Below are 21,802 nucleotides of genomic sequence, written 5' to 3' on the forward strand. Positions count from 1 at the left end.
TCATTGTGTCGCGACCCCGTTGTTCGAGGCCAGTTCATTGCCGGTCCGCACTGGCCCGCCCTCGCGGACGCGCTGCAGACCCTGCGTCACGATGGCGTCCCCATCCTTGATGCCGGCCTTCACGAGCACGAAATCCGGATTGCGTTGCACGATGCTGACGCGCACCTTGTGCGACTTGCCGTCGAACACCTGCCAGACGAACGAGCCCTGCGAATCCCACTGAACGGAAACCGGATCGACCGCAGGATATTTGTCGCCTGCGAACTTCATGCTGACATTGAAGGACATGCCGGCGCGAAGCTCGTCGGCGCGGTTGTCGATCTTGGCGCGGATGCGCAGCGTCCGGCTGGCCGCGTCGATGCGGTTGTCGACTGCCTGGACCTCTCCGGTGAACACCTGTCCCGGCCGCGCGACCGACGTTACCTCAACCGGCTGGCCGACGGAAACCATATTGGCGAAGCGCTCCGGCACCCAGTAGTCGACCAGGATTTCCGAGCGGTCGTCGAGCGTCACGATCGGCGTGCTGGTGGTCACGTTGTCGCCGATGTTGACTGGGACGATGCCGACGATACCGTCGATGGGCGCCACGATATTGCGCCGGGTGAGATTGAGCTCGGCGGCCTGCAGCTGCAGCCGCGCGCCCTGCTCGGCAATCTCGGCATCGAATACGTCCATGCGCGCAACGCTGGATTTGATGTTGTGATAGAGATTGGATTTCTCGATCGCGCTCTTCAGCGCCACTTCGGCCTGCCCCTTGGCGATCACCTGCTCCTCGCTGTCGAGCTTGGCAAGCACCTGACGCTGCTTGACCTTGTCGCCGGACTTGATGAGGATTTCACGGATCGTGCCCATTGCCTGCGGCGTCACCGCCACCGAGCGGATCGCGTCGCCTGTGCCGATCGCGTTCAGCCGGTCGTTGACCACGCCCTGCACGACGGCCTGTGTCACGACTAGAACGGCGCTGTTGCGCCCGCCGCCATTGCGTCCTCCGCCGCCCTGGGCGCCCTCGCCTTGCCCCGACGCACCGCCACCGGGCTCCACGGGAGGAGCCACCTTCGCGACAATGTTTTCCGGGACGCCGGCATTTCTCAAAACATCAGCCGCACCCGGCACAAGAAAAATCCATCCGGCAAAGCCGGCCGCAATAACGATAAGAGAAAGAACAAACTGCTTCCAAAAAGCCATTCACGTCTCCGAAGGGACCAAGGGGTCAGACCTGGGACGATCGAAAGAGCGCCTTTAGACATATTCCCCACCTGACTGCGGCAATATCGCCCCTTTACAAGCGGCCATCAAGCGCACGTGCCAGTCATTTCAGAATTGTAATCTCCATCCTCACGAAAACAGGTCACTTTTGCTTGAGCGGAAGCGTATTTCCGGCCTGAATTGCCAATCGCTACTTTAGGGGATTGGATAGGCATGTGCCGCCGCCCCAAATGCGCCGCGCCGGCAAGGGCGGCTTTCGTCCTGGAGGCGCTGGAATGAACCAAGAACATCTTTTCTGGCCTTTCCATCCCGAATCACTACATTACGCGCCATGAGCAATAGTTTCGACGATATCCCCTTCTTCGACGAAGAACCGGGTGAAGCGCCGCGCAAGCCGCAGGCGCCCGCCCCTGCAGCCGGAGGGATTGCCGCCCGCGCCATGGCTGCCCGCGACGGCGGCAAGCGGCCGGACTACCTCGCAGGCCTGAACCCCGAACAGACCGAAGCGGTCGAAACGCTGGAAGGCCCGGTCCTCGTGCTGGCGGGTGCCGGCACTGGCAAGACCCGCGTGCTGACGACCCGCATCGCGCATATCTTGAGCACCGGGCGCGCCTTCCCCTCGCAGATCCTCGCCGTCACCTTCACCAACAAGGCGGCGCGCGAAATGAAGGAGCGCATCGCGCTACTCGTCGGCGGCGCCGTCGAAGGCATGCCCTGGCTCGGCACCTTCCACTCGATCGGCGTCAAGCTGCTTCGCCGCCACGCCGAGCTCGTTAACTTGCGGTCCGATTTCACCATCCTCGATACCGACGACGTCGTGCGCCTCATCAAGCAGCTGATCCAGGCCGAGGGCCTCGACGACAAGCGCTGGCCGGCCAAGCAATTCGCCGGCATGATCGATACGTGGAAAAACAAGGGCCTCGGCCCCGCCGACATTCCCGAAGGCGACGCCCGCGCCTTTGCCAACGGCAAGGGCCGGGAACTCTACTTCGCCTATCAGGCGCGATTGATGACCTTGAACGCCTGCGATTTTGGCGATCTGCTGATGCATCCCATCGCTATCTTCCGCAAGAACCCGGACTTGCTCAAGGAATACCACCAGCGCTTCCGCTATATCCTCGTCGACGAATACCAAGATACCAACACTGCGCAGTACATGTGGCTGCGGCTGTTGGCAAAGCGGCCGAGCCGCAAGTCGATCTCCCCCCTTGTGGGAGAAATGCCCGGCAAGGCAGAGGGCGATATCCCCTCGGACAGCGGCGCGAGTACACCCGCCTCGGTCGGCTCCCCCGACATCTTCCCCACAAGGGGGGAGATCAGGGACACCACCATCAACATCTGCTGCGTCGGCGACGACGACCAGTCGATCTATGGCTGGCGCGGCGCGGAAGTGGACAATATCCTGCGCTTCGAGAAAGATTTCCCGGGCGCCAAGGTCATCAAGCTGGAGCGCAACTACCGCTCGACCGAACACATCCTCGGCGCCGCCGCGCATCTAATCGCGCACAACGAAGGCCGGCTCGGCAAGACGCTGTTCACCGACCGCGTCGATCCGGAAGACGTCAAGGTGCAGGTGCATGCCTCCTGGGACAGCGAAGAGGAAGCCCGCGCCATCGGCGAGGAGATTGAGGCCCTGCAGCGCAAGCAGCATAACCTCAACGACATGGCGATCCTGGTGCGCGCCTCCTTCCAGATGCGCGAATTCGAAGATCGCTTCGTGACGCTCGGCCTCAACTACCGCGTCATCGGCGGCCCGCGCTTTTACGAGCGCCTCGAAATCCGCGATGCCATGGCCTATTTCCGCCTCGTCGCCCAGCCCGCCGACGACCTCGCCTTCGAGCGCATCATCAACACCCCGAAGCGCGGCCTCGGCGACACGACCGTGCGCGCGCTGCACGACTACGCCCGTGCCCGCGACATCCCGATGCTCGCCGCAGCCGCCGACATCATTGAAACAGACGAGCTGAAACCGAAGGCGCGCAAGGCGCTCTTCGACGTGGTGCAGAGCTTCAGGAACTGGCAGCAAAAGCTTGAAACGACTCCGCATACCGAACTTGCCGAGCAGATCCTCGAGGAGTCCGGCTACACCGACATGTGGAAGGCCGACAAGACGGCGGAAGCGCCCGGCCGGCTGGAAAACCTCAAGGAACTCATCCGCTCGATGGAGAGCTTCGAGTCGTTGCGTGGCTTCCTGGAGCACGTCGCGCTGGTCATGGATGCCGAGCAGAACGAAGACCTCGACGCCGTCTCGATCATGACGCTGCATTCGGCCAAGGGGTTGGAATTCGACACTGTTTTCCTGCCAGGCTGGGAAGAAGGCCTCTTCCCGCATCAGCGCTCGCTCGACGAAAGCGGCCGCGCCGGGCTTGAGGAGGAGCGCCGCCTCGCCTATGTCGGCATCACCCGCGCCAAGCGCCGCTGCCACATCTGGTTCGTCTCCAACCGCCGCATCCACGGCCTCTGGCAATCGACCATCCCCTCGCGCTTCCTCGACGAACTGCCGGAAACCCATGTCGAAGTCGCCGAAGTCGAGCAGAGCTACGGCGGTTACGGCCGCGGCGGCTACGGCCAGTCGCGCTTCGACAAGGCCGACCCCTTCGCCAATTCCTATTCCACCCCCGGCTGGAAACGCGCCCAAGCCAACAAGACCGACGCCACCCGCGACAATTGGGGCACCCGCTCGGGCCACGCGGTCGAACGTATCGGCTACGGCGAAAGCGGCCCCAGGGGCCGCACCATCGAAGGCGAACTCGTTGCCAAATCCACCTCCACCGAACCCTCCCGCTTCCAGATGGGCGACCGCGTCTTCCACCTGAAATTCGGCAATGGGAATATTACCGGGATCGAGGGCAACAAGCTGACGATCGATTTTGATCGGGCCGGGCAGAAGAGGGTGTTGGATGGGTTTGTCGAGCGGGTTTGACGAGCCGGCCCGCGCGGCACGAGGCATCTCGTCAAAAGGCTGACCCTGACATTCACAGCCGGCTTTTTTCGCGTTTATGCCGCCCCATTGCTTGAAGAAAAAGCCGTCTCGGAATCGTCACACGCAACCCTGATTTCATTGTATCCATGCGACATCCATCGGCCACCTAGGCTTGTTTTGAAGCACCTTCGTACAGAAATTTGCGCAGTTAAATACGGATCAAGCTTAATCGTCGTATAGGCACTGCAATAAAACCCTGAATTTAGATTGAATGTATCCGGCATTTGGCAATCGTTGCAGACGAGAGCTCGAGACGCTGTTCGAACGGGCTGGGGCCTCATTCCGACATCGGCGTCAACTGCACCTCACCCATTCGTGACTTCCCCCTCCGCGCTCCCTCCCCCATACTCCCTTCGGGCTGGAATAGGAGGATAGAGATGAAACGCTATTCACTATCGGTGATTGGTCTGTCTCTGGTGATTGCGCTTCTCAGCAATCCGGGCATTGCACTGGCAGCTTGCAACAAGCTTATTGGGACCTGACCTCTTCAACCATCCATGCGGACGGCGACGCGACGGCGCTGCGCCCAAAGCAAAACCTGACGGCCGGGTAGAAGCGTGTGCCGAGCGTCTTGTGGAGCGGGCATGAATGCCCGCTCACCCCAGCATCGGCATCTTGCCCATCCCCAGAATATCGTTGACGAGCGCGATGGCGATGCCGATGGCGACGATGCCTAATCCGATCAGGAAGAGCCGCCGCGACCGGTCGTATTTGGCAGCAATCAGCGAATCCCGCGCCAAAAGGTCGGCGAAGACCTTCACCTGCAGACCGATGCCGACGGTCAGGAGCAGCATCGGCAGGATGTCGATGCGGCTCCAGTCGTTCGGGTTGGAGACCCAGCGGCTGATGAAGCTCAGCGAAAAGCCGAGAATGATGCCCGCAGCCGTCAGCGAGCCGTTGCGGAAGGTGGCGTCGATCTTCTCTTCTGGCCCTGGCTCGGTCATGGCTTGCTCCCGGCTGCTCTTCGTGGCCAAGGAAGGCAGAAATAACCGGGATCGGCAAGAGAGCGCATCTGCCGCCTAGGCGCTGGCCTTCGCCGTGAGCTGCGCGCCACGCTCCGCAAGAAGCCCGCGCAGCAGGCTGCGGTGGCAGCGGCTTTCGTTTTCGCAGTAGCAGCCGACGGCGAAGTTGGCGGTGTGCGAGAGTGCGGCCAGCGTGTCGAGGACCCGACTGGTGTCGGGTGCGGCCATTTCCTTGCGATAGGCGCGGGAAAAGGCCTTCCACTCGGCTTCGGTCTGCGCTGCCTTCGCCTCGGCCACCAGCTCCTGGCTCGGCGACAGCATCGGCAGCCAGACGTCGTAATAGTCGCGGCTCGCAAACTCCCCCTTCGGCACGCCGCGCGGCGGGCGGCGCACGGTGCCGATGCGCAAGCCCTCGTCCTTGCTCCGTGGCGAGCCCAGTTGCACGATGCTGATTGCCATTGTGGTCTCCTCGCCTGGCCGGACGAGAAATCTAGCGCGATGGCCGTGTTTTCGCCAGCGGGCAAGACACACCCCCGTGGGTGCATGAGCCGGTCGGCGTCCAATCCGATCGCGGGCCGGGCGTACAGACAAGGATTACAAAACCTGCAGGCCCCGAAGAGGAGCTGGAAAGCAAGGCCAGGCTGACGACACTCTGGCTTCATCGCGGCGCGGCACCGGCCGGTACCACGGATCAGCTCGACCGGGCTTTGCGTGGCCTCACGCTTCCCGCCGGCGACGGATATGTCTGGATCGCTTGCGAAGCCCTCGTCGCCAAGCGCCTGCGCGCCATCATGGTCGATGAACGCCAGCATCCGAAAGCATGGATCAAAGCAGCGGGCTTCTTCTGTAACGGGCCTTCCCGAGTCAATCCCTTATGAGCTTATCCCTCGCCGAGTGCTTGCTTCTGTCCGCAGTCGGCGCTGGGCCGACTTCGCCATTCCCGCGTAAAGCCATTGCGACAAGGGACCGGCCTCCAGACCAATTCGTTCCATTGCCATGCCGTGATTGGCAAACCAGGCGATCAGCGCATCGGGCTCGCTGTGGACCTTTGCTTCACGTACGATGCGGCCATCCGCATCCACCACGCACACACTCGAGTATTCCAATGACACATCAATGCCGTCCACGAAACGCATGGCGATTGAATCGCCGCCCGTGCCGCTGGGATAGGCTTGGGGCCTGCGTTACCCGAATGAGGCGCCGCGCGGCAGGCCGCGTCGCGCCATCTCACTCGCGGCGCATGCGCACTTCCTCCAAAAAAAGCTTGCGCTTGACCACTTGCAAATCCACTAGTTGATAGCGGCATATCGCTTGGCATGCTGCACCGCAAACGTATGGAGTCGCCTGATGAAAGCGTTATTGCTGGTCGATATTCAGAATGGTTTTTGCCCGGGCGGCAATCTTCCGGTGCCGGACGGCCATCAGGTGGTGCCGGTCGCAAACAAGCTGATCGACAGCGGCAAATACGATCTGATCGTCGCCTCGCAGGACTGGCATCCACCCGGCCACGGAAGCTTTGCCTCCTCCCATCCGGGCAAGAAGCCTTTCGAAATGGGCGAGCTTTCCGGCAAGCCGCAGATGATGTGGCCGGATCACTGCGTAAAGAACACCCTCGACGCCGAACTGCATCCGGCGCTGAAAACCGAAGAGATCGACCTCATCCAGCAAAAGGGCGAAAATCCGCTGGTGGACAGCTATTCCGCCTTCCGCGACAACGACCAGGATGCCTCGACCGGGCTTTCCGATTTCCTCGAAGACCAGGGCGTGACAGAGCTCGACGTCTGCGGACTGGCGACAGACTATTGCGTCAAATTCTCGGCGCTCGATGCGCTGGAGATGATGCCCGGGATCAAGGTCCGCTTCATCGAGGATGCAAGCCGCGGCATCACGCCTGAAGGGGTGGCTGCCGCAATCGACGAGATGCACGCACGCGGCATCGAGATCATCGACAGCCAAAAGGCTCTCGCCGACTAAGGCTCAGTCCCGTGCCGCCCGCTCCAGCCCGTAGATATCGTCTGCAAGGTCGTCGGCACGCTTCAGAAACGCCGCATGTGCATCCTGCAGGCCCTGCTTGTAATAGGCGGCGCCGATCTCCTTGGCGAAGAAGTCGAGGACCAGTTCCGACTTGAGCAGCCCGACCGGCTGATCCAGTTCCTTGTCGAAGAAGTGCTGGATCCGCGCAATCAACGCCGCCTTATCGTCCTTGGAAAAGTCTATCGGCTTCATCGTCTCGTCTCCTGCCATTGTCAGAGGTTCCCACCGTTCAGCGAAATCGATCGGTCGATCAAGGAAATTCGATTGCGGCGGAGGCGTCGGGCACATAGAGCAGGTTCGTTTTTGAAGGAGGACAGTTGCCGATGAGTCGCGCGGATTTCGTCGAGGGTTTGCGGGGCGGCTTCACAGTCGCCGCGGCGTCCGCGCCTTTCGCAGCGCTATTCGGCGCGCTTGCCGTTGATAACGGCATGTCGCTCGGCGAGCTGACGCTGATGAGCGCCACCGTGTATGCGGGTGCCAGCCAGATGGTCGGCATCGAGCTTTTCGGGAACAACGTCCAGGCCTGGCTCATCGTCGCCTCCATTCTCGCCGTCAATTTCCGCCATGTTCTCTACTCGGCGGCGATCGCGCGCTACGTCCGCCATTTTACGCCGCTGCAGAAGTTCTTCACCTTCTTCCTGCTCGTCGACCCGCAATTCGCCGAGATGGTGAAGCGCGGCGAGGAGGGCAAGCCGGTCACCTTCATCTGGTATCTCGGCTTCGGCATCATCATCTACGTGCCCTGGGTGCTGGTCAGCCTTCTCGGCGGGCTGCTCGGCAGCTTCATCGGCGACCCGAAGGCGCTCGGCCTTGATATCCTGCTGCCCGCCTATTTCCTTGGTATCGTGCTCGGCTTCCGCAACCGCGACAACTTCCTGCCGGTCGCCCTCGTCAGTGCCGTCGCCTCTGCGATCGCCTACCATTATGTCGGCTCACCCTGGCATGTCAGCCTGGGTGCTGCGGCCGGCATCACCTTGGCTGCGCTGCTGCCATTGCCTGGCGCGATCAAGCCCGAACCCGAAAACGAACCGCACGAGGTCTGACATGGAATTCGATCTCCAGATGGTCCTTGTGATCCTCGCATCGGCTGTTGCGACCTATGCAACGCGCATTGGCGGCTATGTGCTCATCACCACGATGAAACGCATCCCGCCGCGCATGGAGGCAGCCCTCAACGCCGTCCCTGCCGCCGTGCTGACGACCATCGTCGCACCGGCCTTCTTCGACGGCGGTTGGGATTCCAAGCTGGCGCTTGTCGTCGCCCTCATCGTCGGTCTCAGGGTGTCGCACACCTGGATGCTCGTCGCGGCCTGGCTTGTCGTCATGGCCTGGCGCCGCACGATCGGATTCTAGGGCCGCGCGGCGCTTTAAACCTCAATATTCCAGCGGCAGCGTCGCATTCTCCAGCCAGGCTTTGACGTCTTCGTCGTGGATTAGCGGCATCAGCGCTTCGCGGGTGCGGGCGTGATAATCGTTGAACCAGTGCAGCTCGTCATGCGTCAGCAGTTCGGGAATAACGATCGTGCGGTCGATCGGGCAGAAGGTCAGCGTCTCGAAGCCCAGCATCGGCATGTCGCCGCCATCGATGTCCTCCGCCTCGCGCACATAGATCAGGTTTTCTGTGCGGATACCGAAGCTGCCCGGCCGGTAATAACCCGGCTCGTTGGAAAGGATCATGCCGGGCAGCAGTTCCTGCGTCGAAAGCCTCGATATGCGCTGCGGCCCCTCGTGCACGGAAAGATACGAGCCGACGCCGTGGCCAGTTCCGTGCCCGAAATCGACGCCCGCCCGCCAGAGCGCGATGCGCGCCAGCGGGTCGAGATCGCAGCCCCGCGTGCCCTTCGGAAAGCGCGCCGTACTGATCTGGATCATGCCCTTCAGCACCAGTGTGAAAAAGCGCTTCTGCTCTTCCGAAACCGCGCCGATGCCGACGGTGCGGGTGATGTCCGTAGTGCCGTTGATGTATTGAGCGCCGGAATCGATCAGGAAAAGCTCGCCAGCATTGATCGTCCGGTCGGTGTCGACCGTCACGCGGTAGTGCATGATCGCGGCATGCTCGCCGGCGCCGGAAATCGTGTCGAAGGAAACATCCTTGAGCGGGTTCTGCATGTTCTGGCCGACGCTGGCGCGCACGGCCTCCAGCTTCTCGGCCGCGGCAATCTCCGTCACCGTGCCCGGCTTTTCCTGCGACAGCCAGTAGAGGAACTCGACCATCGCCGCGCCGTCCTGCAGGTGGGCCGCCGCCGAGCCGTTGAGTTCAACGCTGTTCTTCACCGCTCGCGGCAGCTTGGCAGGATCGGCACCCTCCACCACGTCGCCGCCTGCCTTGCGGATGATGTCGGCAAGCGCATAGGAGGCGATGTCCGGATCGATCATAACCCGGCGGCCATCCTTCGACACGGCCGCAAGCCGTTCGTCGAGCGAAGACGGCGGCAGTTGCACGCATATCTGCGCAAGATAGGCCTCCGGCTCGATGCTGGTCTTGCGCTTATCAAGGAACAGCTCGGCCTTGCCGTCTGCATGGATGATGGCACGGGCAAGCGGATGCGGCGTATGCGGAACGTCGGCACCGCGGATATTGAAGATCCACGCAATCGAAGACGGATCGGCGATCAGCACGGCTGCCGCATTCTTCTTGGCGAGATCGGCGGCAATCGTCGCAATCTTGTCCTTTGCCAGCGTGCCGGCCTGGGCGACATTCTGGATGACGACGGCCCCGAGCGGTTCGGCCGGCCGATCCGTCCAGAGCCTGTCGAGCGGATTGTGCGGCAGGATCACCAGCGTGCCGCCGATCTCGGCAAGCGCCTTTTCAAGACGCCGCACGTCGGCGCCGGAATGCAGCCACGGATCGATGCCGAGACGCATGCCCTGCTTGCCGTTCTTGGGAATCCAGACATGCGGCGGCTCGTTGACGAGGTCGCCGCCGGTAAAGACGGAACTATCAACCTGCTCGGCAAGCTGCGTGACGTAGCGGCCGTCGACGAAAATGATCGCCTGGCTATGGGTGATGAGCGCAATGCCCGCAGACCCGGTGAAGCCGGTCAGCCACGCCAGGCGCTCCGCGCCCGCCGGCACATATTCGCCGTTGTACTCATCGGCACGCGGCACGAGAAAGGCGTCAATGCCGAGCGCCTCGAAACTCGCGCGCAGTTGCCCGACCCGATCGCGGCCGAATTGTGGCGTGGAGGTGACCTCAAAAGACTGGAACATCTGAAAACCCAATAGCTATATCCGAATCCGCCAAAAAGCGGGGCGGCCCATGTTATCGAAAAATCAGGGCAATGGGAGAAAAAGCAGCCACTTTGCCCCATGTCAGGCCGCTCAATATTTTGGCAGAAATGTGACAAGAAAACCGAAACTGGCACGCTTTATGCATTCAACGCATGGCTCCCATGAATGAAACCCTCTGCCTCAGGATTTGGGAATAGCTATATACGGCGCATCAAACGGCTTCGGAAACCGAGCCTGCAACGAAAAGGAAATGAAAATGACTGCCTCTCTGTCGCGCTTCGCTTACAGCAGCCCGGTGCAGGCTGGCGAACGCCAGACTGTGCATCACGTCATCGGTGCCCGCCGCCCGCTCAATGGGGATAGCCTCAAGATGCTCGGCACGGGCCACGAGGTTACGCACCACAAGGGTGTACCCAGCTACGCGTTCTGAGCTATTTGCCGTTTCGTTTCTCCTCCTCCCTCAACGGACCGGCAATCAGAACTGTAGAGCCCGCTCGAGCGCTCCTCCTCCTTCGAGCTCGCGGGCATGGCCGTTTAACGGTCGAAGGCGGTGCCAATGGCACCGCCTTCTTTTTTTGCCGGTAGCTTACGGACGGTCAAGATGGATCGTCACCCAGCCGTTTCGCCAGATGGTGCGGACGTGGCGGAGCTTCGCGCCATTATAGGCCGAAAGCACCCTCCAGCGCTGTTCTGCGAGGATGCCTGACAGGATCACCGAACCGGAAGGCGCCAGGTGCTCGGCCAGCTTCGGCGCCATCTTGATCAGCGGCCGCGCCAGAATATTGGCGATGATGAGGTCGAACGGCCCGTGTTCCGCAAAGGCCGTCGAATGAAAACCTGGCGCAGTCTTCGCAACGATCCCCGAGGCAATGCCGTTCCGCCGCACGTTTTCGGCCGCGACACGCGTGGCGATCGGGTCGATGTCGGTTGCGAGAACCGGGATATTCTTGAGCTTGCGCACCGCAATCGCCAGGACGCCGCTGCCCGTGCCGAGGTCCAGCGCATTGCCGACCGGCCGCGAACGCAACACGCTGTCGATCACCTCCAGGCAGCCGGCCGTCGTGCCATGATGGCCGGTGCCGAAAGCCTGCCCCGCATCGATTTCGATACCGATATCCCCGGGGCGGACCTTGCCGCGGTCATGCGAGCCATGCACGAGGAAGCGCCCTGCCCGGACAGGCTTCAGGCCTTCAAGGGATTTCGCCACCCAATCGATATCGGGAATGACTTCGCGCTCGACCCTCAGGTCGGGGAACGGCGCCTTAAGCGCCTCCTCGACGCGAAGGCGAACCTCGTCCTCGTCCTCCCTCATCATATAGACGGAGGCTTCCCAGATATCCTTCTTCTCATCGCTCTCGGTCGTCGCAATCGCGAAGTCCTCTTCACCGAAAACTTCGGTCAGAAGATCGAGAACCTGCCCGGCCTTTTTTTCGGCCGTCGTCACATACAGGCGAATTTCACTCACTCGAACTTTTCCTATTTCTATTGCGCGCCGTCGATCCAGACCGGCGGCGGCGTGTCATAACCGGCAACGCTGCGAAGAAACCGCCTGGCAAAGCCCGGAACGCGGATCAGCAGCGGTGCGAAAAAATTGCGAAGGCCGGTCGCAACCGGATGATGCATGGTCACCAGCCTCGTTAGCCCATAGGTCTGCTTCAAGACCATTTTGACCGCCGGCATTCGAAGGTCCGCATAGTCCTGTTCCCTGCCTTCCGATATCAGATAGGCGAGCCAACAGGCATCCTCGATGCCGAGATTCATGCCACGGGCGCCCGCCGGCGAATGGATATGCGCCGCATCACCAGCGAGGAAGACGTTACCCTTCGACATGCGCTCGACATGCCGGAAATGGATGCGGAAATTCGCGGTCCACACCAATTCGCCGCCAGGCACCGGATGGGCGATGCGGCTTTCGAAATCGGGAAGCGTCGAGAGGTAGCGCACCGAATCACCGGAAACGGGAATCCGGCCGACCATGCCGGGATTGAACAGGCTGATCTCGACGTAACGCGGATCGATCGGCTGCGGATAGCGGTAGTCCGCAAGATAGAAGGCCTTTTCGATCGCCTCGCCCGGGAAGCCGAGGCCTGCAGCCTTGCGCACGGTGGAATGTGCGCCATCGGCACCGATCAGGATATCGAGGTCGACTTCCTCCCGGGAGCCATCTGCGCGGCGCAGCGTCACATGCGGTCGGTCCATCGTGCCGGTGACGCTTTCAAGCACCGTCTGCCATTCAGGCTCGACTTCATAGTCGGAAAGCTTGCCGAGCAGCAGCCGTTCCGTATGGCCCTGCGCAAGCACCTGGATTGCCGGAAAGCGGCCGTCGATTTTGGAAGGATCGATCTCGAAAAGCACTTTCTTGCCCGACCGTACCCGAAAGCGATCGATCCGATAGGCCTCCTGCTGGATTGCGTCAGCGGCCCGGGAAGGCGAAAGCAAGGTCAGCGTGCGCGCATTGATGCCGAGCGCCCGGCTTTCCGAAAGCGGCACCGGGCCTACATCGCTGTCGATGATGCGCGGGCGAAAGCCTCGCCGGGCAAGCTCGATTGCTACCGCAAGACCCGTCGCGCCGGCACCGGCGATCAGGATGTTGCGATGCCCGGCCCCCATAGTTTCATCCCTTGCTGATCAAATTCTCCAGCTTCTTTACCGCCGTGTCCGGGTTTTCGCCATAGGCGATCGTGCCGGCGAAACGGCCCTCGGAATCAAGGAGGAAGACAGATGCCGTGTGATCCATCGTATATTCACCATTCGGATCCTTCTCATCGACCGGCACCTTCTTGGCGTAGACGCGGAAGCCCTTGATGACGTCGGCAACCTTCTCCGGCGGACCGGAGATGCCGGTGATGCGCTTCGAAACGTTCGAGACATACTGGTTCATGATTTCCGGCGTATCGCGCTCCGGATCGACCGTGACGAAATAGGCCTGTATCTTGTCGCCCGCCGGATCGACTTTCTCCATCCAGCCATTGAGCTCGAAGAGCGTCGTCGGGCAAACCTCGGGGCAATGCGTGAAGCCGAAGAACACCGCGGTCGGCTTGCCGCGCAACGCCTGCTCGGTGATCGGCTCGCCGCTTTGGGAAACGAGCGTGAACGGAACGCCGAACGGCCCCTCGGCGAGCGGCATATCCCTCGTCTTCGTGATGTTCAGCGTCAGCCATCCGAGCACCGCCGCGACGATGATGACGGCCACCCAAACAGCAACACGGAAATTCTTCATGTCTGCGACCCCTGAAGGCAAGCGGACGGCGCGGCCCGCGACTGCCCGCCTGATAGCTCTTCGGCGCCACGCACGCAATTCAACATCCCGTTTTCCTGCCCGTGATTAATTGCCTCACCCTCCGCTTTGGCAGATGTTTGCGCATCGGCGGTGCACGTTAAATCAATCGTAACCTCTGCGAGCGAAAAATCCGTTGGACTGAACGACATCAACACTGCCATCAGCCACGGACGCCGAAATCCGATCCGCTGGGTAGGCAGTTCAAGACCGGCGAGGGCATGAACGCCCGTCACGCGCCGCGAGAAGCAACCGCCGCCTCGCATCCGGAACCTTTTACCTGCACGGAGCCTGATTGGCAAAGTCGCGGGCGCATTCAGTGGCGGCGCCGCCGCCAAAGCCGTGGCCGCTCCGGCCGGAGACAACTGGGAAGAATTCTGATCATGACAAGCGCCATCATCACACAGGCCGGTTCCCATCTCGAAATCGTTTCCTTTCATCTCGCCGAACAGGAATTCTGCATCGACATCATGGCGATCCGCGAAATCCGCGGATGGGCGCCGGTGACGCCAATGCCGCATACGCCGCCCTACGTGCTCGGCCTCATCAACCTTCGCGGTGCAGTGATCCCGGTCATCGACATGGCCTGCCGTCTCGGCATGAAGATGACGGAGCCGTCGGAGCGCTCCGCCATCATCGTCACCGACATCGCCGGCAAGCTCGTCGGCCTCCTCGTCGAGCAGGTTTCCGACATGATGACCATCAAGAGCGAAGACCTGCAGCCGCCGCCGGAAATCATCCCGGAAGCCCAGCGCGCCTTCTGCCGCGGCATCGTGGCGCTGGAAAAGACCATGGTCTGCTTCCTGAACCTCGACACTGTCATCGCCGACGAACTGGCACAGGCTGCGTAAGGAGCCTTCCGCTCAAAACCAGGGGCCTGGCGAAAACCAGGCCTTTTCGTTATTGCGGCTTGCCGTTCTTCCAGGTGACGTTCTGGCCGTAGAGCGGGATCGTCGAGATCGACATCTTCGCCGAGCCATCTGTCAGCTCGCGCGAATGTGCGAGATAGATCAGCGTGTCGTTGGTCTTGTCGTAGATGCGGTTAACGACCAGCTTCTTCCAGATGAGCGACATGCCCGCCTTGAACACCTCGTCGCCATCTCTCGAGAGATTGATGTCACCGATTTCGATCGGTCCCGTCTGGCGGCAGGCGATCGAATTGTTCGAGGGATCCTCGAACCAGTTGCCGTTTTTCACCCGGTCGATCACGCTGCGGTCGAAATAAGTGACGTGGCAGGTCACGCCCTTCACCTCCGGATCAGCGATGGCATCGACGATGATGTCGTTGCCGATCCAGTCGACGCCGACCTTGCCGACGACCTCGGCAGACGCGGCCCCTGCGCTAAGCGCGGCAACCGAAGCGGCGGAAAGAACAAGCTTGCGCAAAGTGGACATGGCGACTCCGTGAATAATCCGCTTCACTAGATAAGTACGGCCACCGCCAAAACAAGAAAGCTGGCTATGCCTTGCGGCAGGTGCAGGGCTCGTAGCCGTTTGCGGTGAGCCTGCCGGGTGTCATGCCGATTGCCGCGGGAATGGCATGCACCGCAACGGCCTTGACGGCCCTTGCCATCTCGATCGCCGCATGGGCGCAGACGGCAGCATCCTCCGCGGCATTGTGGTGGGAAAAGCGCAGGCCGAGATGCTCGGCGATCACGTTCAATCTGTGCGAGAGGAACTGCGGCCAGATGCGCTGCGCCATCTTGAGGCTGCAGAGATAACTGAGTTCCGGATAGGACTGGCGATAAAGGTCGAGCGAAGCGCGCCAGACGCTGAAATCGAAGGCGGCATTGTGCGCGATCATCGTCGCGCCCCGGAAATCATCGTGGAATTCCTCCATGACTTCCGGAAATTCCGGCGCATCTTCCACATGCTCGGGCCGGATGCCGTGGATTGCGATATTCATCCCGGAAAAACGCATATCCTTCGGCCGGATCAGCCGTTCCTCGACACGAGTGACCCTGCCCTCATCGATCCAGGCAAGCCCGACCGAACAGGCGCTGCCGCGCTGCTCATTGGCCGTTTCGAAATCGATGGCGATGGTCTTCAAGGCTGCTCCGCGATTCTGCCGTCAACGACAGGCTTATCGCGCGGCTTCAGCCAGGCAAATGCCGCAGGTTGACTTTCGCGAAAGGATCAACGACTTTTTGCTGATGATCCGATCGAACATCATTCCCACGGCCATCCATATGACCACGACCCATGCAGGGTGCGGGGCAGCATTGGCACGTTAGCCGTCCGATCAGTCCCGAAAGCCCTGCCGAGGTGAGCAGGGTTTTTGAAGTCTGCTCTCCTCTTTCAAATTCAAGGAGAGCATTTTGAAAGCGATAGAAAACAATCCATCCGAACGTCCGCCAGCGATGGCAGGCTTGACCATTCGGGCGTTGCGCGCCTCCGATATCGAGGCAGTGACGGCGCTCATCAACCTGCCAGGCTTCCGCTTCGGCACCCTGCGCCTGCCCTATCAAACCGTCGACGAAACCCGCAAACGCTTCGAAAACGCCGGCCCTGGCCAGGTCAACCTCGTTGCGGAATTGGACGACCGGATCGTCGGTGACGCAGGCATGATGCGCTATCTGGGGCGGCGCAGCCATGCAGCCAGCATCGGCATGGGGGTCCACGACGATTTCACCGGCAAGGGCATCGGCAGCGCATACGGTGTGATTTCGCCAATCGCCCAAGCGAGATCAGCATCGTTTCCAATCGGCCCGATGTCCGTTACACAATCTGCGGATCGATCCTGTCACATTCAGCATGCGTCCCGACAAATTTGATCAGCCCACGGCCATAACTATGCGCGACATGCACGATCAACCGGTATTTTGCGGCCGATGTCGAGGATCACCCTGTGATAGCCAGCGAGATCGACGTTGGTGCCGAATGTCTTCTTGATATCTGACGGTCCCGTCCGGTTCGCCTTGCTGACGATTGAATATCGAACGCCTAAAGGCACCTTCGCCCGAGGATGCCGCTCCTCAAGTGAGCTTATCCACGGATCAGCGCCAGCCACTCGTCCTCATCCATGGTCTGGACGCCAAGCTCGCGCGCCTTGTCGAGCTTCGAGCCCGCACCCGGTCCGGCAACGACGATATCGGTCTTCTTGGAGACCGATCCGGCGACCTTTGCGCCGAGGCTCTCGGCTTTGGCTTTGGCCTCGTCGCGGGTGAACTTCTCGAGCGAGCCGGTGAAGACCACCGTCTTGCCGGAAACCGGGCTGCCGGAGGTGACCGGCTGCTCCGCCTCCTGCGGCGTCACTTCCGAAAGCAGGGCCGAGATTACCTCGACATTGCGCGGCTCCTTGTAGAACTCCACGATCGCGCGGGCGACGATCTCACCGATGCCTTCGATGGCGTTCAGGTCGTTCCAGGCATCGCCGGAGAGTGGCGCGGCCTCCTTCATCGCCGCGGCAAAAGCCTCGTAGGTGCCGTAGGAGCGCGCCAGCAGCTTTGCCGTCGTCTCGCCGACATGGCGGATGCCCAGCGCGTAGATGAAGCGGTGAAGCGCGATGCTGCGCCGTTCGTTGATCGCCGCATATAGCTTGCCGACGCTGACCTTGCCGAAGCCTTCGATATTTTCGAGCTTCGTCAACGAATTCTGCTGGCGCCGCTCCAGCGTGAAGATATCCGGCGCGGTGCGGATCCTCAGTGCCTCCTCGTCGCTCTCGAAGAAGAAGTCGATCTGTTTCGATCCCAGGCCCTCGATATCCAAGGCATTGCGCGAGACAAAATGCTTGAGATGCTCGGTTGCCTGCGCCCGGCACACGAAGCCGCCGGTGCAGCGCGTGACCGAATCGAGCTTTCCGGTTTTCTCGTTTCTTTCGCGCACCGCATGCGAACCGCAGACCGGGCAGCGCTTCGGAAACTCGTAGGGCACCGCGTCCGCTGGCCGCTTTTCCATGACGACATCGAGCACTTGCGGGATGACGTCGCCGGCCCGCTGCACGATCACGGTATCACCAATCCGGATATCGTGCTCCTCGTCGCGAATGGGCTCACCGGAATTGCCGAGACCCTTGATGTAATCCTCGTTGTGAAGCGTCGCGTTAGTCACTACCACACCGCCGACGGTGACGGGCGTAAGCCGCGCAACAGGCGTCAATGCACCGGTACGCCCCACCTGAATCTCGATCTTCTCGACGGTGGTGAAGGCCTGTTCCGCCGGGAATTTATGCGCCGTCGCCCAGCGCGGGCTGCGCGAGCGGAAGCCAAGGCGCTGCTGCAGTTCAAGGCTGTCGACCTTATAGACGACGCCGTCGATATCGTAGTCGAGGTCGGGGCGCTTCAGGCCGATCTCGTCGTAATGGGCGAGGATATCGGCCACAGAATTCAGCCGCTTCATCGCCGGATTGACCGGAAAGCCCCAGTCCCTGAAGCGCTGTACCATGTCGAATTGCGTGTCGGCCGGCATGTCGGACATTTCGCCCCAGGCGTAGGCAAAAAATTTCAGCTTGCGGCTTGCCGTCACCTTCGCGTCGAGCTGGCGCAGCGATCCGGCTGCCGTGTTGCGCGGGTTGACATAGGTCTGCTTTCCCTCGGCCTCCATCTGCTTGTTGAGCGCCATAAAGTCGCTCTTTGCCATGTAGACTTCACCGCGCACTTCCACGACGGCCGGCACCCCCTTCGGCAGTTCGTTCGGAATCTCCTTGATGGTGCGGATATTGGCCGTGACGTTCTCGCCCGTCGTGCCGTCGCCGCGCGTTGCAGCCGTCACCAGCCTGCCGTTCTCGTAACGGACCGACATGGAGAGCCCATCGATCTTCGGTTCGGCGGTAAAGGCGATCGACTGGTCCGGCAGGCGCCCGAGGAAGCGATAGACGCCGGCCACAAAATCCTGCACGTCCTCCTGCGAAAACGTATTGTCGAGCGACAGCATCGGGCGCGCATGGACGACCGGCGCAAAGGTCACCGAAGGTGCAGCGCCGACGCGGCGCGACGGGCTGTCTTGGCGGATCAGCTCCGGAAACCGCGCCTCGATCGCATCGTTGCGCCGCTTCAGTGCATCGTAATCGGCGTCCGAAATCTCCGGCTGATCCTTGCCATGATAGAGCGCGTCGTGATGGGCGACCTCTTTCGCCAGCCGCGCGAGCTCGGTGGCGGCATCATCGATCGTCAGGTCTTCAACTGCAACGGATTCGGTCGGCATACGGGATCACTCCAGAGAATCTGGAATCGTTTTAGAGCAAAAATTATGGATTGAAAGAGAGGTGGATGAGGCCGCCCTTCCTCCGCCTGCCGGCACCTTCTCCCCGTTGTGACCGGGAGAAGGTATATGCCCGCGCCGTTTCAGCAGTACGTCCGCTTGAGTGAAGCACGTCCCCTCTCCCGTCAAAACGGGGGAGAAGTTGGGGTGAAGATCAATCCCACGGCATGACCTTGTGCCTAACCATTTCCCGCCAACAGCCGAGCCGCAGCCGCCCTCGCCTCTTCGGTCACGGAGGCTCCAGCAAGCATGCGGGCGATTTCTTCCGTGCGGTCCTTGTGCACCATCGTCGCGACGCGCGTGGCAATCTTTTCAGAGCCGTCGGAAACCGGTCCCTTGGAGATAAGCAGGTGCGTTGCTGCACGCGCGGCGACCTGCGGGGCATGGGTGACCGAGAGAACCTGCACGCGGTCGGAGAGCCGCTTCAGTCGCTGGCCGATCGCATCGGCAACGGCACCACCGACACCGGTATCGATTTCGTCAAAGACGAGCGTCGGCGCCGAACCGCGATCGGCAAGCGCCACTTTCAGAGCAAGCAGGAAGCGCGAAAGCTCGCCGCCCGATGCCACCTTCATGATCGAGCCCGGACGCGTCCCGGGGTTCGTCTGAACGTGAAACTCGACGACATCGATGCCCTCGGCCGTTGCGTCTGCCGCGTCGGTCGTCATCTCGACCATGAAGCGCGCACGCTCCAGCTTGAGCGCCGGCAATTCCGCCATGACGGCGGCGGCGAGCGCTTCGCCTGCGTGGTGACGCTTGTCCGAAAGCGAGCGGGCCGCGGCATCGTAATTCGCCTTGGCGACACCCACCTCGGCTTCGAGCTTCACCAGCTTCTCCTCGCCGGCATCGAGATCGGCAAGGTCGGCGATCATTCGCACGGCAAGCGCCGGAAGCTCGGTCACAGGCACGGAATATTTGCGGGACGCGGCGCGCAGGGCAAAGAGTCGCTCCTCGACGCGCTCCAGTTCCTTCGGATCGTATTCCGTCTTTCGGAGTGCTGCCTCCACTTCCATCTGCGCGTTGGAAAGCTGGTCCAGAGCCGCATCGAGCAGCGCCACCGTGTCTTCCAGCAGTCCAGGCGCCTCGTGGCTCTTGCGCTCCAGGCGGCGCACCAGCGAGGCGATATGCGGCACCGGAGAGGCATTGCCGTTCAAAAACTCGGAGGCCTCGGCGATGTCGCCTGCAATGCGTTGCGCTTTCATCATCTTCTGGCGGCGGTCGGCAAGCTCCTCCTCCTCGCCGTCCTGCGGCGAGAGCTTTTCCAACTCGTCGACGGAGGACCGGAGATAGTCGGCTTCGCGGGCCGCGTTCTCCACCTTTTCGCGATGCTTTTTCAGCGTTCGCTCCGCGTCGCGCCAGATGCGGTAAAGCTCGGAGACCGCCGCCGCATCCTCGTTGATGCCGGCGAAGGCATCGAGCAGAAGCCGGTGCGCATGCGTATCGACAAGCGCACGGTCATCGTGCTGGCCGTGGATTTCGACGAGCATCTGCCCGGCCTGGCGCATCAGCTGCACGCTCACCGGCTGATCGTTGACATAGGCCTTGGTGCGGCCGTCGGCCGATTGCTGGCGCCGGAAGATGAGGTCGCCCTCGTCATCAATCCCGTTCTCGCGCAGAAGCTGGCGGACACCGTGATCCATCGGCACGTCGAAGACGGCCGTCACCTGCCCTTTGTCCTCGCCGTGGCGCACGAGACCGCCGTCGCCGCGCCCGCCAAGCGCCAGCGAAAGACTGTCGAGGAGAATGGATTTGCCGGCACCGGTTTCGCCCGTCAGAACCGAGAGCCCGGTTTCGAAGGCAAGATCCAGCCGCTCGATCAGAACGATATCGCGGATCGAAAGCTGGATCAGCATTGCGTGTCAGGCCTCACGAGCCGAGCAGCAGCTTCCTGCCGGCTGCGGAAATCCAGGAGCCCTTGTTCTCCCGGGGCTCCGCACCTCCCGACTGCAGCAGCTTGAAGGAATCGGCATACCACTGGCTATCCGGATAGTTGTGACCGAGAACGGCGGCTGCCGTCTGGGCTTCTTCGACGATCCCCATCGCGTAATAGGCCTCGACGAGACGCGCCAGCGCTTCCTCGATCTGATTCGTGTTCGGATACTTCTCAACCACGATACGGAAGCGGGAGACGGCTGCAAGATATTCCTTGCGCTCGAGATAATAACGGCCGACCTGCATTTCCTTGCCGGCGAGCTGGTCGCGGGCGTAGCGGATCTTGGCCTGCGCGTCGTCGACATATTCGGAGTCCGGATAGTTGTCGATGACGGCCTGCATGGCTTCGATGGTCTTGGAGGAACCCCGCTGATCCTGCGTCACGTCGGAAATCTGCTTCGAATAGCTGAGGCCGATCAGATACTGAACATATGCCGCATCTTCAGACTTCGGATATTGCGCCATATAGCGGTTGCCCGATGCGAGGGCGTCGTCGATCTTGCCCTGGCGGTACTTCACGAAGGTGCTCATCACGAGAGCCTTGCGCGCCCATTCGGAGAACGGGTTTTCGCGGTCGATCGCGTCGAACTTGCGTGCGGCTTCGGCCATGTTGCCGGCCTTCATGTTGGCAAGCGCCTGATTGTAGAGGACGTCCGGCGGATCGTTGTTAAGGCCGAGCTTGGTGATGTCGATATCAGGGTCCGACTGGCAACCGGAAATCAAGGCGCCTGCACTCAAAATCACGAGCGATGCGAGCAAAGCGCGCGCTGTCTTCATCATACCTTCAGACCTTGCATAATCCATAGAAGAATCCCAACTGCCGCTACCCCACCCTGCGGCAGCCACACCTCGCGGGCGTTTCTAGCCACAAATGTGTGGCGAGAGCAACGCAATGATGAGCCATTAACGCATTTTTGTGGCAGCAAGCGTCAGAATATCCCGGTTTTTGACTTTAATCGGACCTGTTGCTCCTAAGCA

Annotated in this window: 19 protein-coding genes and 6 pseudogenes; 10 read left to right on the forward strand and 15 right to left on the reverse strand. The window is 61.4% G+C overall.

The genetic code is table 11. The features are described 5' to 3' along the window. On the reverse strand, positions 1-1,185 hold the full coding sequence (locus QA644_RS11215) for an efflux RND transporter periplasmic adaptor subunit (RefSeq protein ID WP_283068448.1): 1,185 nt from the start codon (positions 1,183-1,185) through the stop codon (positions 1-3). A gap of 352 nt (positions 1,186-1,537) precedes the next feature. On the opposite strand from QA644_RS11215, the pseudogene QA644_RS35155 reads away from it, so the two are divergent. Both QA644_RS35155 and QA644_RS35160 read left to right on the forward strand, forming a co-directional pair. After that, positions 1,538-2,392, forward strand: a pseudogene (locus QA644_RS35155) (UvrD-helicase domain-containing protein); the annotation flags it as partial. 147 nt (positions 2,393-2,539) lie between these two features. Next, positions 2,540-4,129, forward strand: a pseudogene (locus QA644_RS35160) (3'-5' exonuclease); the annotation flags it as partial. 656 nt (positions 4,130-4,785) lie between these two features. On the opposite strand, the gene QA644_RS11225 reads toward QA644_RS35160, so the two are convergent. Then, positions 4,786-5,133, reverse strand: a complete 348-nt coding sequence (locus QA644_RS11225) for a hypothetical protein (protein WP_074068909.1) — start codon at positions 5,131-5,133, stop codon at positions 4,786-4,788. Positions 5,134-5,208: 75 nt separating this feature from the next. Continuing rightward, entirely contained in the window at positions 5,209-5,610 is a 402-nt protein-coding gene (locus QA644_RS11230; protein ID WP_239598209.1) for a DUF488 family protein, read from the reverse strand. 80 nt (positions 5,611-5,690) lie between these two features. Between QA644_RS11230 and QA644_RS11235 the strand changes: the two genes are divergently transcribed. Further along, positions 5,691-6,029 (forward strand): SIP domain-containing protein, encoded by a 339-nt coding sequence (locus tag QA644_RS11235; RefSeq protein WP_283068453.1) that lies wholly within the window; start codon positions 5,691-5,693, stop codon positions 6,027-6,029. Positions 6,030-6,086: 57 nt separating this feature from the next. On the opposite strand, the pseudogene QA644_RS11240 reads toward QA644_RS11235, so the two are convergent. Continuing rightward, positions 6,087-6,287 (reverse strand): annotated as a pseudogene (locus QA644_RS11240) (IS110 family transposase); the annotation flags it as partial. A 211-nt stretch (positions 6,288-6,498) separates the two neighbouring features. Between QA644_RS11240 and pncA the strand changes: the two are divergent. Continuing rightward, positions 6,499-7,125 carry a bifunctional nicotinamidase/pyrazinamidase gene (pncA, locus tag QA644_RS11245; protein ID WP_283068455.1) on the forward strand — a complete coding sequence of 209 codons (627 nt, stop codon included), beginning with the start codon at positions 6,499-6,501 and terminating at the stop codon, positions 7,123-7,125. A 3-nt stretch (positions 7,126-7,128) separates the two neighbouring features. On the opposite strand, the gene QA644_RS11250 is transcribed toward pncA, so the two are convergent. Continuing rightward, positions 7,129-7,377: a DUF2164 domain-containing protein gene (locus tag QA644_RS11250; protein ID WP_283068457.1), complete on the reverse strand. Its 249-nt coding sequence runs from the start codon at positions 7,375-7,377 to the stop codon at positions 7,129-7,131. A gap of 131 nt (positions 7,378-7,508) precedes the next feature. Here QA644_RS11250 and QA644_RS11255 point away from each other — a divergent pair, with 131 nt between their 5' ends. Continuing rightward, on the forward strand, positions 7,509-8,228 hold the full coding sequence (locus tag QA644_RS11255; protein WP_283068458.1) for an AzlC family ABC transporter permease: 720 nt from the start codon (positions 7,509-7,511) through the stop codon (positions 8,226-8,228). A gap of 1 nt (position 8,229) precedes the next feature. Beyond that, positions 8,230-8,538, forward strand: a complete 309-nt coding sequence (locus QA644_RS11260) for an AzlD family protein (RefSeq protein WP_039845329.1) — start codon at positions 8,230-8,232, stop codon at positions 8,536-8,538. Between the two features lie 21 nt (positions 8,539-8,559). On the opposite strand, the gene QA644_RS11265 is transcribed toward QA644_RS11260, so the two are convergent. After that, positions 8,560-10,395: an aminopeptidase P family protein gene (locus QA644_RS11265; protein ID WP_283068459.1), complete on the reverse strand. Its 1,836-nt coding sequence runs from the start codon at positions 10,393-10,395 to the stop codon at positions 8,560-8,562. A gap of 277 nt (positions 10,396-10,672) precedes the next feature. Here QA644_RS11265 and QA644_RS11270 point away from each other — a divergent pair, with 277 nt between their 5' ends. Then, positions 10,673-10,846, forward strand: a complete 174-nt coding sequence (locus tag QA644_RS11270) for a hypothetical protein (protein WP_283068461.1) — start codon at positions 10,673-10,675, stop codon at positions 10,844-10,846. Positions 10,847-11,002: 156 nt separating this feature from the next. Here QA644_RS11270 and QA644_RS11275 read toward each other — a convergent pair whose 3' ends face one another. The 3 genes from QA644_RS11275 to QA644_RS11285 are packed head-to-tail and all read right to left on the reverse strand — an operon-like array spanning position 11,003 to position 13,636. Beyond that, the gene (locus QA644_RS11275; protein ID WP_283068463.1) at positions 11,003-11,881 is read right to left on the reverse strand and encodes a 50S ribosomal protein L11 methyltransferase; all 879 of its coding nucleotides are present in this window, start codon (positions 11,879-11,881) and stop codon (positions 11,003-11,005) included. Positions 11,882-11,898: 17 nt separating this feature from the next. Beyond that, entirely contained in the window at positions 11,899-13,026 is a 1,128-nt protein-coding gene (locus tag QA644_RS11280; RefSeq protein ID WP_239598198.1) for an NAD(P)/FAD-dependent oxidoreductase, read from the reverse strand. Positions 13,027-13,030: 4 nt separating this feature from the next. Beyond that, positions 13,031-13,636, reverse strand: coding sequence for an SCO family protein (locus QA644_RS11285; protein ID WP_194730022.1), 606 nt, complete (start codon positions 13,634-13,636; stop codon positions 13,031-13,033). Positions 13,637-13,789: 153 nt separating this feature from the next. Here QA644_RS11285 and QA644_RS11290 point away from each other — a divergent pair. Both QA644_RS11290 and QA644_RS11295 read left to right on the forward strand, forming a co-directional pair. Beyond that, a pseudogene (locus tag QA644_RS11290) lies at positions 13,790-14,074 on the forward strand (methyl-accepting chemotaxis protein); the annotation flags it as partial. Between the two features lie 2 nt (positions 14,075-14,076). Further along, positions 14,077-14,544 (forward strand): chemotaxis protein CheW, encoded by a 468-nt coding sequence (locus QA644_RS11295; protein WP_022714385.1) that lies wholly within the window; start codon positions 14,077-14,079, stop codon positions 14,542-14,544. Positions 14,545-14,593: 49 nt separating this feature from the next. Here the strand turns inward: QA644_RS11295 and QA644_RS11300 are convergent, their stop codons facing one another. Both QA644_RS11300 and QA644_RS11305 read right to left on the reverse strand, forming a co-directional pair. Beyond that, positions 14,594-15,088 (reverse strand): CreA family protein, encoded by a 495-nt coding sequence (locus tag QA644_RS11300; RefSeq protein ID WP_074068917.1) that lies wholly within the window; start codon positions 15,086-15,088, stop codon positions 14,594-14,596. 64 nt (positions 15,089-15,152) lie between these two features. Further along, entirely contained in the window at positions 15,153-15,743 is a 591-nt protein-coding gene (locus QA644_RS11305; protein ID WP_194730024.1) for a 3'-5' exonuclease, read from the reverse strand. Positions 15,744-16,053: 310 nt separating this feature from the next. Between QA644_RS11305 and QA644_RS11310 the strand changes: the two are divergent. After that, positions 16,054-16,341, forward strand: a pseudogene (locus tag QA644_RS11310) (GNAT family N-acetyltransferase); the annotation flags it as partial. A 70-nt stretch (positions 16,342-16,411) separates the two neighbouring features. Here the strand turns inward: QA644_RS11310 and QA644_RS11315 are convergent. The 4 genes and pseudogenes from QA644_RS11315 to QA644_RS11330 form a co-directional block, all read right to left on the reverse strand. Next, a pseudogene (locus tag QA644_RS11315) lies at positions 16,412-16,703 on the reverse strand (type II toxin-antitoxin system HigB family toxin). Then, positions 16,679-18,835 carry an NAD-dependent DNA ligase LigA gene (ligA, locus tag QA644_RS11320; protein WP_283068467.1) on the reverse strand — a complete coding sequence of 719 codons (2,157 nt, stop codon included), beginning with the start codon at positions 18,833-18,835 and terminating at the stop codon, positions 16,679-16,681. The pseudogene QA644_RS11315 and the gene ligA overlap by 25 nt, the downstream one beginning before the upstream one ends. Before the next feature lie 236 nt (positions 18,836-19,071). Further along, a complete protein-coding gene (gene recN, locus QA644_RS11325; protein ID WP_074068920.1) occupies positions 19,072-20,745 on the reverse strand; it encodes a DNA repair protein RecN in 1,674 nt (557 codons plus the stop codon). Positions 20,746-20,758: 13 nt separating this feature from the next. After that, on the reverse strand, positions 20,759-21,628 hold the full coding sequence (locus QA644_RS11330; protein ID WP_283068470.1) for an outer membrane protein assembly factor BamD: 870 nt from the start codon (positions 21,626-21,628) through the stop codon (positions 20,759-20,761). Between the last annotated feature and the right edge of the window lie 174 nt (positions 21,629-21,802).

The organism is Rhizobium sp. CC1099 (assembly GCF_029714385.1).
Lineage (GTDB): Bacteria > Pseudomonadota > Alphaproteobacteria > Rhizobiales > Rhizobiaceae > Rhizobium.